The organism is Litoribacterium kuwaitense (genome assembly GCF_011058155.1).
GTDB lineage: Bacteria > Bacillota > Bacilli > Bacillales > DSM-28697 > Litoribacterium > Litoribacterium kuwaitense.
In genome coordinates, this window is the sequence record NZ_JAALFC010000006.1 from 78,230 (window position 1) to 95,432 (window position 17,203).

The 17,203-nt window shown below is 43.4% G+C and carries 13 protein-coding genes, 2 pseudogenes and 1 riboswitch; of the genes and pseudogenes, 5 read left to right on the plus strand and 10 right to left on the minus strand.

Annotation, left to right across the window (positions count from 1 at the left end):
- Positions 1 to 41: 41 nt before the first annotated feature.
- From G4V62_RS05995 to G4V62_RS06005, 3 genes and pseudogenes are all read left to right on the plus strand, one after another.
- Positions 42 to 1,543: pseudogene (locus G4V62_RS05995) on the plus strand (phytoene desaturase family protein).
- Entirely contained in the window at positions 1,540 to 3,009 is a 1,470-nt protein-coding gene (locus G4V62_RS06000; RefSeq protein WP_312855440.1) for a phytoene desaturase family protein, read from the plus strand. Before G4V62_RS05995 ends, G4V62_RS06000 begins: the two are co-directional and overlap by 4 nt.
- Positions 3,006 to 3,839: a phytoene/squalene synthase family protein gene (locus G4V62_RS06005; RefSeq protein WP_165200205.1), complete on the plus strand. Its 834-nt coding sequence runs from the start codon at positions 3,006 to 3,008 to the stop codon at positions 3,837 to 3,839. Before G4V62_RS06000 ends, G4V62_RS06005 begins: the two co-directional genes overlap by 4 nt.
- A 270-nt stretch (positions 3,840 to 4,109) precedes the next feature.
- On the opposite strand, the gene G4V62_RS06010 is transcribed toward G4V62_RS06005, so the two are convergent.
- From G4V62_RS06010 to G4V62_RS06050, 9 genes and pseudogenes are all read right to left on the minus strand, one after another.
- Positions 4,110 to 5,591, minus strand: a complete 1,482-nt coding sequence (locus G4V62_RS06010) for a phytoene desaturase family protein (RefSeq protein WP_165200207.1) — start codon at positions 5,589 to 5,591, stop codon at positions 4,110 to 4,112.
- Complete coding sequence (locus tag G4V62_RS06015; RefSeq protein ID WP_281358006.1) at positions 5,588 to 6,613, minus strand: glycosyltransferase family 2 protein; 1,026 nt, start codon at positions 6,611 to 6,613, stop codon at positions 5,588 to 5,590. The genes G4V62_RS06010 and G4V62_RS06015 overlap by 4 nt, the downstream gene beginning before the upstream one ends.
- Before the next feature lie 97 nt (positions 6,614 to 6,710).
- On the minus strand, positions 6,711 to 7,391 hold the full coding sequence (locus tag G4V62_RS06020) for a lysophospholipid acyltransferase family protein (protein ID WP_165200211.1): 681 nt from the start codon (positions 7,389 to 7,391) through the stop codon (positions 6,711 to 6,713).
- Positions 7,360 to 8,160 (minus strand): carotenoid biosynthesis protein, encoded by an 801-nt coding sequence (locus G4V62_RS06025; RefSeq protein WP_165200213.1) that lies wholly within the window; start codon positions 8,158 to 8,160, stop codon positions 7,360 to 7,362. The genes G4V62_RS06020 and G4V62_RS06025 overlap by 32 nt, the downstream gene beginning before the upstream one ends.
- Before the next feature lie 249 nt (positions 8,161 to 8,409).
- Positions 8,410 to 10,263, minus strand: a complete 1,854-nt coding sequence (locus G4V62_RS06030; RefSeq protein ID WP_165200215.1) for a bifunctional homocysteine S-methyltransferase/methylenetetrahydrofolate reductase — start codon at positions 10,261 to 10,263, stop codon at positions 8,410 to 8,412.
- Positions 10,260 to 11,392, minus strand: a pseudogene (locus tag G4V62_RS06035) (methionine biosynthesis PLP-dependent protein). The gene G4V62_RS06030 and the pseudogene G4V62_RS06035 overlap by 4 nt, the downstream one beginning before the upstream one ends.
- Before the next feature lie 207 nt (positions 11,393 to 11,599).
- Positions 11,600 to 11,709, minus strand: a riboswitch (SAM riboswitch).
- Between the two features lie 92 nt (positions 11,710 to 11,801).
- Positions 11,802 to 12,668 carry an SDR family oxidoreductase gene (locus G4V62_RS06040; protein WP_165200217.1) on the minus strand — a complete coding sequence of 289 codons (867 nt, stop codon included), beginning with the start codon at positions 12,666 to 12,668 and terminating at the stop codon, positions 11,802 to 11,804.
- A 124-nt stretch (positions 12,669 to 12,792) separates the two neighbouring features.
- Positions 12,793 to 13,662 (minus strand): M15 family metallopeptidase, encoded by an 870-nt coding sequence (locus tag G4V62_RS06045; RefSeq protein ID WP_165200219.1) that lies wholly within the window; start codon positions 13,660 to 13,662, stop codon positions 12,793 to 12,795.
- Positions 13,663 to 13,996: 334 nt separating this feature from the next.
- Positions 13,997 to 14,863: a DegV family protein gene (locus G4V62_RS06050; protein WP_312855441.1), complete on the minus strand. Its 867-nt coding sequence runs from the start codon at positions 14,861 to 14,863 to the stop codon at positions 13,997 to 13,999.
- Positions 14,864 to 15,046: 183 nt separating this feature from the next.
- Between G4V62_RS06050 and G4V62_RS06055 the strand changes: the two genes are divergently transcribed.
- On the plus strand, positions 15,047 to 15,877 hold the full coding sequence (locus tag G4V62_RS06055) for a YitT family protein (RefSeq protein WP_165200223.1): 831 nt from the start codon (positions 15,047 to 15,049) through the stop codon (positions 15,875 to 15,877).
- Positions 15,878 to 15,954: 77 nt separating this feature from the next.
- Positions 15,955 to 16,800 carry a BsuPI-related putative proteinase inhibitor gene (locus tag G4V62_RS06060; RefSeq protein WP_165200225.1) on the plus strand — a complete coding sequence of 282 codons (846 nt, stop codon included), beginning with the start codon at positions 15,955 to 15,957 and terminating at the stop codon, positions 16,798 to 16,800.
- A gap of 102 nt (positions 16,801 to 16,902) precedes the next feature.
- Here G4V62_RS06060 and G4V62_RS06065 read toward each other — a convergent pair whose 3' ends face one another.
- Complete coding sequence (locus tag G4V62_RS06065; RefSeq protein WP_165200227.1) at positions 16,903 to 17,166, minus strand: NifU N-terminal domain-containing protein; 264 nt, start codon at positions 17,164 to 17,166, stop codon at positions 16,903 to 16,905.
- Between the last annotated feature and the right edge of the window lie 37 nt (positions 17,167 to 17,203).

The window sequence follows — 17,203 nt, forward strand, 5'->3', positions numbered from 1 at the left end:
GAACATGTGCCAAAGGTTGCATTGCTATGGAAGGAGATCGTATGTTGAAAAAAAAGGTGGTCATTGTTGGAGCTGGTCCGGGAGGGCTGGCGAGTGGAATGCTTCTTTCAGCTGCATCCTGTGACGTATATATATATGAAAAGCAGCCGACGGTCGGTGGACGTAATTCAGCTTTGCAATTAGGTGATTTCACCTTTGATTTAGGGCCAACCTTTTTGAGTATGCCATACATTATTGATGAGTTGTTTACGGCTGTTGGAAGGCGAATGAGCGATTATCTCAAATTGATTGAGTTGTCTCCGATGTACAACCTTGTTTTTCAAGGGGAATCCATCTCGATGTATCGCGATCGTGATTTGATGAAGGAGGCGATGCAATCTTTTTCCCCTGCGGACGTTCAAGGGTATGAACGATTTATGGAAGGAATCGAGAAAAAGTGGAACGCTTTGCTTCCTATTTTGCAAAATAAGCATGATTCCATACTAGATTATGGGCGTTGGCGCTTTTTGAAAGCACTTCCTCAATTATCGTTGGGAAAAAGTGTGTATGATGTATTGTCTGATTATTTTACCGATGAGCGGGTAAAGCTTGCCTTTTCTTTTCAAGCAAAATACTTAGGTATGTCTCCGTGGGAATGTCCGGGTGCCTTTTCTATTTTGTCATTTATGGAACATAAATATGGTGTTTTCACCCGATCGGCGGCGTCAATCAGCTTTCAAAAGCGATGGCAAAAGTTATTGAAGAGAATGAAGGGGAGATTCATACAAATTGTGGTGTTCGTCAAGTGCTTATGGATCAAGGCCGGGCAACAGGCGTTTTACTTGAAAATGGTGAGCGCGTTGAAGCTGACGAAGTGATTATTAATGCTGATTTTGGGCATGCGATGCAGCATCTTTTTCCAGAAGGGGCAGTCCAAAAATATACGCCTGCACGTTTGCGGAAGAAAAAGTGGTCGTGCTCAACGTTTATGCTGTATGTTGGACTTGATCGATTGTATGACACGCATCACCATACGATCTTTTTTTCCGAGGATTATAAGCGAAATGTTGAACAAATTACAGGATCACTCGTTCTTCCTGACGATCCGTCCATTTATGTACAAAATCCATCTGTGACTGATCCGACACTTGCGCCTTCAGGACAATCGGCACTCTATATTCTCGCACCCGTACCTAATAATTTGAGTGACATCCACTGGGAGGATGTAGGGCCTCGTTTTCGCGATGCAGTGCTTGCTACTTTAGAGAAGCAACCACAATTTTCTCGTCTCCGTGAGCATATTGTTACAGAAAAAATGCTAACACCTACACAGTGGGAAAGTGAGTATGCAGTCCATTATGGAGCGACGTTTAATTTAGGTCATCAGCTTTCGCAAATGATGTATTTTCGTCCGCATAACCGGTTTAAACATATTCCGCACGTTTGGCTGACGGGTGGTGGGACGCACCCTGGCAGTGGTCTTCCGACGATCCTTGAGTCTGCGCGCATTACAGCACGAGGGATCTTAGAACAAGGGCGAGGCGTCAAGGAGGGATTCATGTGAAGCTTGCTTTTATAGGTAGTGGGATTGGTAGCTTAACGACAGCTCTCCTTTTATCGAAGGAAGGGTTTACGATTGATATCTATGAAGCCGAGTCCGAGCCAGGAGGGCGGCTTCGCTACTTGCAGCGGGGTCCATATAAAATTGATGCCGGCCCGACGATTGTGCTGCTGCCGGAAATGCTGCTTTCCATTCTTGAACAAGGAGGAATTGCACGCCAAGAGCTCGACTTAATTAAGTGCGATCCACTTTATCAAATTTGTTTCCCTGATGGCACCTCCTATGTGAAATATCCAGATGTCAACAGACAGAAGGAAGAACTGTTGCGAGTCTTTCCTCAAGATGTTCGTTATTTTGAACAGTTTATGAAAGATATGAAGCAGCATTATGAGATTGGCGATGCAATGTTTTTAAATCGTTCGTTTTCAAGACGTAGCTCTGCTTTCCACCCGAAAATGCTCCACTCTCTTTTTAAGTTAAAAGCCTATCAATCTGTTAGGCAACGAGCGGCCTCGTATTTCTCAAATGAGAAGCTCATTGATGCTTATAGCCTGCAAACGCTGTACATTGGTGGCGATCCAATGTCATCGCCAGGACTGTATTCGTTAATTCCATATAGTGAACATGCACATGGCTTGTATTATTTGAAAAAAGGTTATGCCGGATTGGCGTCGTTATTAAAAAGCGTTTTGGAGGAGCGGGGCGTTCGCTTTCATTTTAATGAGTTGATCAACAAGATAGACTATGACGCAAGTGGTGTTAAAGGGGTTCGTTCTGAAGCGCGTGAAGAAACCTATGACAAAGTCATCTTTAACGGTGAATTACCGCGATTGTACGATTTGTTAGGACATATGAAAAAGAGAGCACCTTCATTTATCCCCTCTTCAGGTTGCTTTTTACTTTATTACGGGTTGTCTACTCATTATGAAAATAAGATGACGCATCAGTTCTTTTTGCCAGAACAGTTTTTGTATCATATGAAACAGGTGTTTAAGACGAAAGAGCTCCCAACCAATCCGTCATTTTATACGTTCTACCCTTCAGCCATTGACAGTACATTGGCACCTGAGGGACATAGTGTTTTATACGTTCTCGTTCCGGTGCCTTCCGGAGATGGAGTGGATTGGGAGCGAGAAAAGGAACGTTTTGCTTCGATGATTGAAGAACAAATCGAACAAAGGGCTTTTCCTGAATTTAAAAAACATATCGTTTGGCGAGATGTGAAAACGCCTTTAGATGCAAAGGCGGATGGCCTTTTTGAAGGAGGAAGCTTTGGTATCGCACCTGTTCTGAAGCAATCGGGCATGTTCCGTCCCCAAATGAAGCCTTTGCCGATCGATGGATTGTACGCAGTCGGTGCGTCGATCCATCCAGGCGGTGGGATACCGATTGTCATGCAAGGTGCAAAGCTTCTGGCTGACGAAATGATGCAAAAACCAGCCCAATGGGGGAGAGGAGAACTCGGATGAGTGAAGCAGAACGCGCTTATCAAAAATGCAAGCAAATGATGATGACTCATTCTAAATCATTCTATAAAGCTTTTTCATTACTTCCTTCCCGGCAGAAAAAAGCAGTCTGGGCGGTATATGCATTTTGTCGCTACGCTGACGATCTCGTAGATGAGGGAAACCAACCGGCTCGCGATTTAGCGCATTTAGAGGAGGAGCTTGAACATTTTCTAAGCGGCGGGACGCCTAAAGGAGACATTTGGGTCGCACTGGCTGATGTATTTGATCAGTTTGCTATGGACCCACTTCCATTTCGTCACATGCTTCAAGGACAACGTATGGATATTGAACCAAAGCCTTTTTTAACCTTGGCGGACGTCGAACAATACTCGTACTATGTCGCTGGCACAGTTGGTTTAATGCTCCTGCCATTTTTGGCTCCAGATACACGAGATTTGCTTGAAAAAGATGCGGTTAAGCTTGGAAAAGCGATGCAGTTAACAAATATTTTACGTGATGTAGGAGAAGATTTGCACCGCGGGAGAATTTATTTGCCCCAGCAGCTTTTAAATGAACATCATGTTGACCTCTATGAGCTGGCTCAAAGTGCCACCCCTTCTACTAAATTTCAAATCGTCTGGGAAACGATCGCCACACGCGCTGAGTCTCTTTATGATGAAGCGTTAACGACTGTGCATCTCTATCCAGCTTATTCGCGCCAAGCCATTAAAGGATCAGCATATGTGTATCGGGCCATTCTCGATAAAATTCGTGCAGGTAGATATGAAGTGTTTACAAAACGTCATTTTGTAAGTCAGACGGAAAAGCAATTCATTTTAGCAAAATTGTAAAAATGGCCGCCCGTCTTCCAACAGTCGTGATCGGCGATTGAAGCTCACCCATTTGCTTATGCTTGCTTTCTCATTTTGACGAGTAGCAAGGCTTGCTTATCCTCTGATCAATGAATACTTGAGCCGCCGTTCTCCTTGGCACATAGGCTAACTAGGGTTTTCAGGCGAGGATGATACTAAGCGGACACGAAAAAGGTGTAGACAAAGTCTTTTCCAGATTTGTCTACACCTTTATTATGATTTGCGTGACATCGTTTAGAAGTCCACTCATTACGATCTATGATGAAGAATCGCCTTGGCGACATTATAGCCAGAACGCACGACCATTGGTGAACCGCCGCCAGGGAACGTAGAACCTCCGGCGAAAAATAAATTCTGAATGTCTTTTGCCTTGTTAAAAGGTTTGAAAAAGGCTTCTTGCCTACGGTTTGAACTCATTCCATAAATGGCCCCATGATAAGCCCCGGTCATGTTTTGTAAATCTTTGGGGGCAATGATTTTTTCACATACAAGGTGAGAGTGAATAGGGAGACCACGGTCATGTAGTTGTTTATAAATAAATTGTTTATAACGTTCGAGCTCATCTTGTGTCTTTGTGGTTGATAAAAGTGGAGGAGCATTGACTAAAATGAATAGATTATCCCCATCTGGTGACCGACTTGGATCTGTGACACTTGAATTGCTGACATAAATGGCAGGTTGTTGCGGATAAGTGCTATTGTCGAAGAGGTCAGCAAACTCATTTGCATACGTTTTTGGAAAAAAAACGTTATGGTGAAGTAGTCCATTTAATCGTTTCGACAGACCGGCAAGAATGACAAAAGCAGAGATGGAAGGTGGATAGTGAGCGACCTTTTGATCTGAAAAAGTCGGGCGGTCTTCAGCGTTGACGAGCTCAGGATACGCATGTAAAAGGTCCGCATTCATTAAGACGTGGCGACAGTCAATGACATCGCCAGCTTCTGTCTCAACCGCCTTTGCCACTTTATTTTCTACGTGAATCTTTCTTGCTTTCGTTCCTGTTTGAATCTGTACGCCTGTTTCCTTAGCGACTTGTGTAAAAGCGTCAGCAATTTTCGTATTGCCTCCATTGACATAATAGACCCCTTTGGCGAGTTCAAGATAGGCAATGAGAGCAAACGTCGCAGGGGTCTTAAAGGGAGATGATCCGATATAGGTCGCATACCGATGAAATGCATTGATCACGTTCTGATCCTTAAAATAACGCGTATTAAAATGGGCAAGCGATTCAAAGGGACGGACTTTTAAGAACGATGAAGTGAGCGTGGGTGAAAGCATATCCTTCCAAGAAAAGAAAGCGTTGTTCAAAAACGCATGCTCTGCCAGCTCATACAATCGCTTTGTTTCCAGGATATATGACCGATAATGTTGGGCGGCAAAAGGGTCGAGTGCTGTAAGCTGTTCCTCCATGGCTTCAATGGACGTCGTGAAATCGAGATGACGGCCGTCAGCAAAATTATTACGTGTATAAACATCCAACTTTTTAAAGGTGATGCCGTAGTCTTTAGGATCTCTGCCAGTTTCGGCAATGATGTTTTCAAATACGTGTGGCATCGTGATCGTATTTGGACCGTAATCAAATGTGTGCGTGCCAAGTTGATAGGGGCGCATTTTCCCACCAAGATAGTTGTTTTTTTCGAGAAGCAAGACAGAAGCTCCGCCATGCTGTAGCGTAATTGCTGCCGCAAGACCAGCAAGACCTCCGCCAATAATAATGACATCTGTTTTCAAGAGTACTGCCTACCTTTCCAAATATATCCTTTTCGACGCCAGGCGTTATACATGGAAGCAATGAGGATGCTGACCATGGCTGCAGCTGATAAAGGCATCAGTAGGAAATTAAAGTTTTTCTGACCCATTAGCCAGTCGACAAACGCACGTTGCAGCCAAATAAACAGTAAAGCCATAAGTGCCAATTGAATGGTGCCCATCTCAAATAGGGTAAGGCCGAGAATGAAGAGTGGAAAAACATAGAGTGTCAAATAGACGAACGAAATCAAGACGGCCAGTATGTAAGATCGTCCGATGCCTGGAAACGTGTTTTTTAGAAAGCCATTCCAAACGTCAATATTCCTCGAATACATATAGCAAGTCACTTCGGAGGCAATATTCATTAACAACACACGGTGTCCATGAGATTTCATTGCCCGCGTAAGAGTCATGTCCTCGACAAGCGCATCGTGAGCAGCTGTGTGACCACCGACCGTGTGATAGCTATTACGCTCAAAGGCCATAAAGGCACCGTGTGCGGCTGTAAATGCGGGAAATGTTGTATGGTTTGCGAACCAAATCGGTAAATGAAATAGCACGACAAAATGTTGCATTGGTACGAGAAGGCGACTTAAAAAGACTGGAGTGGGACATTTAGGAAAACCAGTAAGCTGTCCAGCCTTCTTTTTACTTAAATGATGAATAACATACTGGATCGTATCCCGATTTAAGCGGATGTCAGCATCAATAAAGAGATAATATTTCCCGTTAGCCAATTGCGAAAGCTGATGGCAGGCATATGATTTACCCATCCATCCCGGTGGCTTCGGCTTTCCTTTGATAAGTGTGAAACGTTGGTCACGCCCTATCGCATCCTGTAGCAATGTATACGTTTCGTCCTCAGATCCATCATCGAGCAAAAGAATTTCAAGATTCCAATAGCTTAACTGCTTTAAATTTTTTATTAAAGCGGTCGCGTTAGCTGCTTCATTGCGAAGTGGGACCATGATAGACACAAGCGAAGGAATGGGTCGTTCCTTCATGCGCGTTTTTAGGCGAGGTAAAAAGAGACTGTTTAATATTGTCCATACTGTACAGCACGCAAGGATCTACACGAGCCCTTCGGTCATCATTATCACCTCACAACAGTTGTTTGAATGGTGTCATGTGGCTGGCTTCGTTTTCAATCGTCGATGCTTGTAAACCGTTTAATTGTAATGTTAACACTTGTTGAAAATAACGGGTCCGCTCTTTTCGGGTCAATGTCACCCAAGTGTCTTTTTGTAGTTCTTCGGAAATATCAATAAATAAGACAGGCTTACGCTCATGCAAATATGTATAATACAGTGCTACTGAGAAGATTTGCGGTGTAGTGTCTGTGATTGTACTTAAGTAAGCTAACCCAGGTTCAAAATGGAGTGGTCGTGTATCTTGGTGATATTCATCGCCTTGCGGAAAAAGCCAGACAGCTTTCCCTTCATCAAGCTGTTTTTTAGCATAGTTCAGGGCTTTAACGATATCTTTAGGCTTTGTTTTATCTACTGAAAAAGCACCAAGCATGGAAAAGTAAGGGTGTTGCTTCAGTCCTTTTTCATGCATCATCATATAAGCTTCTGTCTGGAGGCAATAGCGATTGAAATAAAATAAAACGAGGCCATCCCACCAGTTTGAATGATTAGCGTAGATCAGCGTCGGCTTGTGTGGAGACAACGCTGGCACTTCGGTACTTACGTAAATGTTTTGGAAATGTTTTTGGAGCATGCGTCTAACAATCATTGAAAATATTGCTTCAAATGCTTTGAGCTTGTTTGCTTTTCTCATCATTCTTCACCTCACGCTTTCTGCCGTTGAGATAAAGCAGTAGCCATAATGCGGTCAAGGCAATGACGAGGAAGGCTGCCCCAGGAATACCTTCGAGAACGGCAAGCATGGCAAAAAAACCGACAATCAGTGTGTACAGCCATACCATACGTTCCTCCCACCAGACGTGATTAGCTTCACGCGGAGAAAGAAAAATACTTTTGATGAGGTGTAAAAAGAAAGAAAGCACAGCCCAGCCTATAAAATTTTGCAGGGGGATGTCATAGTAAGTGCCGGGTTCATTCCAAGTCCAATATCCCCTGACCGTGGAAACAGGATCGAGTAAAAGGTCCATACTAACAGCAATCGCTGTTCCAAATAGAGCAATGGCGATCGTTTGAAAGCGCATCCCACTCGTAATTCGTTTAGCGAGCGCATGAGACGTTGCCATGACCATGATCCAAGCAAAGCCGATGCCTACCGGAACGCCAGCCCACTCAATTCCAAAGGCACCATGATAATTGTATGAACCAAATAATATGTTGAAGTTCACACCAAGCGCTTCGGTCCCCATAGAAAGAACAAACACTAAGAGGCTATACCAAAGACCGGCCGCTTGATAAATATAATAAAAGTAAACACAGCCAAGCAACCCAGCGAGCACAAGAAACACGCCATTGCTCCATTCAAGCCATGATGGCAGGATATCAAAGCCTAAAAGGAAAACACCGTTTACATACCAAAAAAGAAATAATATGTATAATGATCGCGGGTGAAAGAACTTTGCCATATTAACATTAACACATCCTATCTATAGTAAAGGTGCTTTCATTATACATGGTGAAAAACGGCTTGTAGAGTTTGGAGTGGCTGCCTTTGGCAAAAGTTTTTTCCGTAAAAAAGTGTAGGCAAAGTTTTTCATAGCTTTGACTACACAGAGAAAGGTGGGCAGGAAGGTAGATGTCCGGCAAAACATCGATCTGCTTCCAGTAATTTCTATATTTTAGCATGTTGCGCGATGAGTAGTGTCATTTGCTACTCATGTTTGCTTTATAAGAGGAATCGCTTTGTTATGAGATAAAGCGTGCTCGACAAGATCGACCGACCAATCGTATTTAAGAAATGGCGTGATGATATAAATGCCTGAAAAGAAATCCATGGCAACATCGATCAAATGCTTAGCAATTGCCAGCCCTTCACGCCGCGCCGCTTTCGGGTCATCCTTACAAGCAGCCATTCGTGCTCTCGTGTCATCAGCCAGTTTAATGCCAGGGACTTCATGGTGCAAAAATTCAGCGTTACGGTACCCGGTGAGCGGCATAATACCAATATACATCGGGGCACTAAGCGTTTGAACAGCTGCAGCAACTTCTTTGATTTGCGCTTCACTAAATACAGGCTGAGAGATGAAATAATCGGCACCATAAGTGATCTTTTTTTCTAATCGTTTGATCGCTTTCTCCATATTTTTAACGTTCGGGTTAAATGCACCAGCAACTGAAAACTGCGCTTTTTCTTTTAATGGCTTGCCTGAAGGAGAAAAACCTTCGTTAAATTGTTTTAGTAATTTAATTAATTCAAAGCTTTGTACATCGTAAACGGATGTAGCTCCCGGAAAATCCCCTAGCTTCGTCGGATCTCCTGTCACACCCAAAATATCATGAATACCAGATGTATGAAGGCCCATAATATGAGATTGCAGACCGATAAGGTTTCGATCGCGGCAAGATAGGTGAACAAGCGGCTTAATATTGTATTGATTCTTTAAAATTGTCGCGATTGAAGTGTTACAGACGCGAGGTGACGCCAGTGAGTTGTCAGCAATCGTAACCGCATCTACACCAGCATGATGCAGTGCAACAGCCCCTTTGAAATACTCGGAAACATCTAAATGTTTAGGCGGATCCAACTCTACGATGACAGAGGTCCGTTCTTGTACAAGCTGATGTAAAGGTTTTTCACTTAATGGTGACACAGATGGTTTTGGTGGTTCTTCAACAAGTGGCTTAACGATCGTTTTTTCGCTGACAGGTTCTAATGCTTGAACAGCAGAAGCCATCGCTGCAATATGGGCAGGTGTCGTGCCACAGCATCCGCCAATTAAACGAACCCCTTGCTTTCTCAAGGAAAGAGCACAATCGCCGAAATATTCTGGCTGCGATTTGAAGAAGAGTCTTCCATCTTGTACATCGGGCATGCCAGCATTCGGGGCTGCTGATAAGAAAACGTTCGGCAATAATGGGACCCCTTTGAGTGCTTCAATCGTATGGTATGGACCAAGACGGCAGTTAATCCCAACAACGTCAGCGCCAATCAAAGCTAGTTGCTTGAGTGCTTTCGTTAGCGGCTTGCCATTTTGAAGTCGACCTGCCTCTTGTAGAGAAAGTTGAGCAATGATGAATATATTGGTTTTCTTTCGTGCTAAAGCGACGACTGTTTGTAATTCTTCTTCATCGTAATACGTTTCGAAAAGCAGAGCATCGACCCCTTCGGAAATGAGAGCATCGACCTGTTGTTCAAACGTGGCGACGATCTTTTCCAAGGTTGTTTCAGACCTAGTTACATCACGGATACCACCAATGGTCCCTGCGACAAAAACATCACGGTCTTTGGCGGCTTCTTTTGCTAATCGAACAGCTGCACGATTGATGTCTTCAACTTGTTCCTCAAGCCCGTACTTTGCCAGCTTAATGGCATTCGCTGCATAAGTGTTTGTTTTAATCACATCTGCACCTGCATCTACGTACGCACGGTGCACCTCTTTCACATACGATGGGTTGGTCAAATTTACACGCTCAAAGCAATGTGTAATTTGGTAGGCATCATATAGATAACTTCCCATCGCCCCATCCAAAATCACGTGTTGCTTTTGCAGTTTTTCAATGAAAGTCATTTGCTTTCCTCCTTTAGTAGCGATGAAGATGCTTCTAGCAAGGCTGCGTTCAAATCATTTTTTAAATCCTCAACATCTTCAATCCCTACAGAGAAGCGGAGGAGGCGATTGCAGACACCGTACGCACTTCGAACCTCTACAGGAATGTCCATGTGCGTCTGTGTCGCTGGATACGTAATAAAGCTCTCAACGCCTCCGAGACTCTCAGCAAAACAAATCAAGGAGAGTGATTTTAAAAATGGTGCAATGAGCTCTTCACCTGTGAGACGGAAGGAAAGCATCCCGCCTTTTCCAGGATAAAAAACATGACTCACAAGGGGGTGGGTCTTAAGAAAATCGGCAAGAACTTGCGCATTTTTCGTATGCTGTCGCATTCTGAGCGGCAATGTTTTCATCCCTCTCATCAATAGCCAACAATCAAAGGGAGACAGCACCGCTCCAGCGGCATTTTGGTAATCGGCCAGCTGTTGTCCTAGTTTTGCATCACGAGCCGTCACTAAGCCAGCGAGGACATCATTATGACCACCTAAATATTTCGTCCCAGAATGAATGACAACATCAGCGCCAGATAAATGAGGATGCTGTAAGTAAGGTGTGAAAAACGTGTTATCGACAATGAATATTAGCCGGTGTTTTTGGGCGATAAAACCGAGCTCGATCAGGTCTGATTCAATCATCAACGGATTTGTCGGTGTCTCTACAAACAGTGCTTTCGTTTTCGGAGTGATGGCTTTTTGCACTTCTTTTAAATTGTGGGTAGGCACACTAGAAAAAGTGATCCCGTGGTTCGTTTGTCCATATTTGTCAAGAAGCCGGTAAGTTCCTCCGTAAAGATCCTCTGAGACGACAAGGTGATCTCCGGGTTTAAAAAGAGACATGACGGCATGAATGGCGGCCATCCCAGATGAGAAGGCAAGCCCGCGTTCACCACTTTCTAAAGCAGCGATGGCTTTTTCTAAAACATCGCGTGTTGGGTTTTTGTACGTGAGTAATCATAGTCGGTCGATTCTCCAATTCCTGCATGTCGATAAGCAGTAGATAAATAAATTGCCGGAGAGACCGTACCTGTTTCAGTATCAGAGCGATTGCCAATTTGCGCAAAAGTTGTGTCAAGTTTTTTTTCTGTCAATGAGGGATGCCTCCTTCAATGTAATGTGTCTATATTTGTTAGGAAGCTACTGACTGGCGCTTGGATGCACGAATCCAGTCAGATAGCGTTGGGGGCATCCGTCATCTCATCCGCCAAACGCTCTGTCTTCGAGCGAAAGTGCGAAAAAAACAACGAAAAAACCCCTTCATGAGAAAAAGAAGGAGTTTTTTTAGAAAAAAATCCTTCTTCTCATCTTTCAAGCAAAATTTGCTTGCTGGACGTAGCACCGTGCCTAATCAATAGGCTGGTTGCTGAGGCTTCATAGGGCCATTTCCCTTCACCTCTCTGGATAAGAAAAAGAATACGTATGATTTAATTGTTATTCATTACTGTACACGAGCTATGACGAAAAAGCAACCTCGTTTTTTTACATCGTCGCAAAGAGTGTTTATCCGTTAATCATGGAGCCACCATTGATATGAAGAACCTGTCCAGTCATATAAGACGAGTCTTCGCAAGCCAAGTATACATAAGCTGGAGCCAATTCTTCTGGCTGACCTGGTCGCTTCATTGGTGTCGTTGTTCCAAAGGTTGCGACTTTCTGCTCGTCAAAGGATGCAGGGATCAGCGGTGTCCAGATCGGTCCCGGAGCTACGGCATTGACTCGGATTCCTCGGTCGACAAGCTGTTGTGACAGGGAACGAGTAAGTGATGTAATCGCCCCTTTAGTTGCGGAGTAGTCGATTAAATCTTTACTTCCTTTGTATGCAGTAATCGACGACGTATTGATAATTGTACATCCAGCAGCTAAATAAGGTAAGGCAGCTTGGGTGAAATAGAAACATGAAAAAATGTTCGTCCGAAACGTCTTCTCCAATTGGTCACTCGTAATATCTTCAAAGCGTTGTTGCGGATGTTGTTCAGCGGCATTATTTACGAGAATGTGTAGCGATCCAAAGGCTTCAATTGTTCTGTTTACAGCTTCTTTGGCGAATGCTTCGTCTCCGACGTCTCCTGGAATAAGAAGGCATTCACCACCATAGCTCTCAATTTCCGCTTGTACGCTTTGTGCATCTTCGTGTTCATTTAAATAAACGATGGCGACGTGGGCGCCTTCCTTCGCATAGGCGATCGCGACAGCTTTTCCGATGCCGCTATCCCCACCAGTGATCAGTGCATTTTTTCCTTGCAGCTTACCAGCTGGTAAATACTCAGGGTTGTCTGAAAAAGGTTGAGGCATCATGTTTTTTTCTAAACCAGGCTGGGTAGGCTGGTGCTGCGCGGGCGCTGAAAAGGGATATTCGTTTGAACGCATTCCGATTCCTCCTAAAATAGCGTTTAAATTAGTGTTACCGAATCGGCACATTTCCAAACAAACCAAAAAACATCGGTACCTCTAAGGGCACCGATGTCATTCATCTCCATACACGTTCACATTCTTACATCGTACTTGGAGCTTGTAAATATTCTTCTAAAGTAATGGATTCGTTGTAGATCTTTTCAGCATGCTCTTCACCGACATAGCGAATATGCCATGGCTCGTAACTATACTGTGTAATATCTACTTTATCTTTTGGAAAACGTATAATAAATCCAAACTGATGGGCATTTTCTTTCAACCATTGCCCTTCAGGGGTATCTGCAAAGTCCTCTGTAAGCGTGTTGTTGACAGAGGGGGTTGACACATCCATCGTTAAACCTGTTTGATGTTCACTTTCCCCGGGAATCGCACTGACTTCATTTGCTTCTTCTTCGGAACCGTAGCGATTAACGTTCGATGCGAAGATCGTTTCTTGTCGGTCATACGAGCGATATCCTGAAATTGCAAATAGCTGCAGCCCTTCGTCTTTTGCTGCTTGAAACAATGGTTCAATTGCTCGCGCGGCTTCTTCACGCATTAAACGCTTAGGCAATTGCTCTGTAAAAGGAAAATCTATTGCTGGTTCGACAAGATCAGCAGGAATATAATCAGCAGGCAGCTTATACGTTTTATTTACTAAAACGAGCGTGCTGTTTGGGTCAGTGATGACATTATTTTCATCTACATCGGTTTCAGGGTTAAAAACGGGTCGATCAGATTGTTCACGTGGTGGTTCTGCGTTTTCATTGTCTTCTTGTTCAGAAGCGGCAGGCTCAGCTGCGGCTTCTTCAGCACTAGACGGCTTCTCGTCTGTTTGGTATGTCTCGTCTGCAGGTAATTCCTCCGAAGACGACGCGCCATTTGGAGAACAAGCTGAAGTCACCAGTAAAACAAGAATTAAAAAAACGACTGAAAAAATTGTTGTCCATGGAATTTGTTTAGAGATCATTTTATACACCAACTTCTTAAAAAATCACAACTCCCCCTTGAGTATCTTACACACGGTATCAATGAAAATGCAAGCTCATTTTATTGGCACGGGACTTGTCAAATAAATAGACGACGTGCTTTACACTGGCACTACGACCTCGCCGGAGAAAGTGATTTGTTAAAATTTGGTGCCGGTAGGTTGTGACAGACGCGTTCGGATTCTTTTTTCATGAGCATATGCTCGGCATCATTTCGTTGAAACCCGTGAACTAAAAAATGCAGACACAGCCTTTTTAGGAAAGACTTTGTCTACATTTTGGCACCTTCTTAAATTTCAGCAAGGTATTTGTATATTACTTTACGGTTTCTTTAAAATAAAAGATAGCGATCGTTCCTGGGCCTACGTGTGCGCCAATCACTGAACCGATGGACTCGATGACAAACGACGTCGTGCCAAATCGTTCTTCAATCGCGTTTCGAAAAAGTTCTGCTTGATCAATCGCATCGGCATGACTGATAAAAATTGTTTGTTCTCCTAAATGGACACCACGTTCTTCCATTAAATCAAGCATGCGTTGTAGTTTCTTCTTGTTTCCGCGTACTTTTTCTAATGGAAGGAGGCGACCCTCGACAGCATGAAGAATGGGTTTTATATGAAGTAAGCCACCCATCATTGCTGCCGCTTTACTGATTCGGCCGCCGCGTTGCAAATAATCGAGATCATCCACTGTAAATATATGATCGATACTGCTGTGGTGTTTTCTAATACGTTTAACAAGCTCGTCGTAAGCTAAACCTTCGTCTCGCCATTTGACGGCTTGATGAACGAGCAACCCTAAACCGAGAGAAGCACACTTAGAATCAATGATTGTTAATTGAAAAGAAGGATATTCTTCGAGTAATTCTTTGTGAACGAGCTCTGCTGTTTGGTATGTGCCCGAAAGTTCAGAAGAAAAAGCCATGTAAATGACAGCATCTCCTTTTTCCGCACACGCTTTAAAAGTTTGGATAAATGTATCTGGTTGTATTTGGGCTGTTTTTGGCACAGCGCCGTTTCTCATCGCATCATAGACTTCTTTCGATGTGATTTCGTGATGCTCCTGATAGTCTTTTCCATTTAAAAGTACGTGCAGAGATAGGAGCTTAACATCGTTTTCCTGACACCATTTTAGTGGAAGGTCACTTGCACTGTCTGTAATTAATACTGTCAACGCTCTCACCACCTGTATCCCAGCTGTTTTTTAAAGCTGTCGTTTGTATGAATAGTGTAACAAAGGCATTAAATAATTCAACATTCAACTCTAATGCTTAAATCATCTGCCTTCAATATTGCTTTCATTTTAAGGCTGCTTCTATAATAATACATGGTCATTCGATTTCACAGAAAAAGAGGCGATTCTCCTATGGTGTGGACGGAAATAAGAAAAATTTTAATTATTATTTTTGGAGCTCTCCTCAATGCGATTGCGCTCAATGTTTTTTTAATTCCAGCAAACGTCTATGCAAGTGGCTTTTCTGGAGCATCTCAATTAATAGCGACAATCCTAGAGCAGCCTGGCTTAACAGGTATCATCTTATTTATTCTCAACATTCCAGTTACGATTTTAGGATGGAAAAAGGTAGGGAAGCTATTTACGATATATAGTTTTTTGTCCGTCATTATGCTAACTTTTTTCCTTGAAATTATTCCGATCGTGGAGCAAACTGAAGATATCTTATTGTATTCTGTGTTTGGCGGAGTGACCTCTGCTATCGGTGTAGGGCTAACGATGAAATTCGGTGCTTCTACCGGAGGAATGGACATCATTGCCATGGTGTTATCGCGTATGAAGGACAAGCCTGTCGGTACATATTTCTTTATCCTCAATAGCTTGATTATCGTCATAGCAGGTGTTTATTTTGAGCCAGAAAAAGCCCTATACACACTTGTCGCCCTTTATGCCACGACACGGGTGATCGATGTCATCCATACACGGCATGAGAAGCTCACGGTCATGATTGTCTCCTCTAAAGCAGAAGAGCTAGAGGCAGCAATTCATGCTCGGTTAGTTCGTGGAATCACCACAGTGCCAGCTCGAGGTGCGTTTTCTAAAGAGGATAAGAATATGCTGGTCATGGTCATTACGCGGTACGAACTGTATGATTTAGAGCATACGATTCGCGAAGTCGATCCAAACGCGTTTACGAATGTAGTTCAGACGACAAGCGTCTTCGGGTTTTTTCGCAAAGATTAATGAAAAAGAGCAGGGCTGTAACTTTTTTAAGATGAGCATCGTCTAAAATTGTGAAGGTCATGAAGGAGGATCTACAAATGATGAAGAAACAATGGTGGCAAAGTATCGTTTTTATAGTGGCCATTTTGGCGCTGACTGCTTGTGCAGGAGAAACGGAAGTGACTGAGACAGAAGAGGATCCCGCTTCTCAAGAGGAAACAACAGATTCTGGTGCGCAAGGGTCTGAGGATGCTTCTGACATAGAGCAGCTTGCAATCGAAGCCTCACCCGATGTTTGGACAAGTGGTGCAGATCTAAGGGTGATTCTTACTAATAACACATCAGAGGACATCACTCTTGAAAGTAGCTCGGGCGAAATCGTTCAAGTCATTGTAACGAATGAAAATGGCGATGTCGTTTATAAATCAAGTGATGATGAAGCTTTTACACAAGCGCAGGAAGAGACAACGATCGCTGCTGAAAATGATGTTCGTTGGACACCTTATTGGGATCTTACGTCTGAAGGAGAGCGAGTTCCAGGCGGCACTTACGAAATGCAGGCGACGCTAATGGCAGATACCGCGAATGGGGAAGCAATTGGTTCTGAGCTGATCGCTGGTCCTGTGGAGATTGAAATTCCTGAAGTAGACCACTCTGTATTCAAGGACATTTCAGTTGAAGGAGAAAGTGGCGCTTATACAGTGTCAGGTGAAGTAGCTGTAGAACAAGGCCCTTTTTCATATGCTGTTGAAGATGGACACAATGTTCTTTTAGAAAGCACACCTTTCCCTGAGCTTGCTGAAAGTGAGGGATGGTCAGCTTTTTCCTTCGATGTAAACGTTGAGGAAACAGACCTTCCGCAAAATGGTTCATTAGTGATCGTACTCTCAAATGAAGCTGGAGATGAAAAAAGCGTCCGCTTAGAGCAATTTAAACAAGAATAAAACAATAAAGAATGATAAGAATAAAAGAGTAGACAAAGTTGGTTCGTGTTGTCTACTCTTTTTATGTACAATAAATGAAGTTGTTAGTGCATAGCTTTTTAGTTATTTGTTGTATGAAATAAATACATCTAAAATCGCTGGTTCAAGTTCTTCCCAATTTGCTGGTTCGGACTTATTAACTGAAACGAAATCATCATATGCCATAATGCTTTCCACGCCGTCTAAAGCTAAAATGCCTTTAAGCAGTGGATGAGACATGTCGTCACCTTTTTTTCCATGAATGCTTCTAGACCCTTCAAATAAGGATTGATCCGCAACAAACTTTACGGCATTAGGGTTCGGGGTATATTGTGCTTGAGCTTGCATCATCTTTCCTCCTCGATTGCCTTCATCTCATCATATG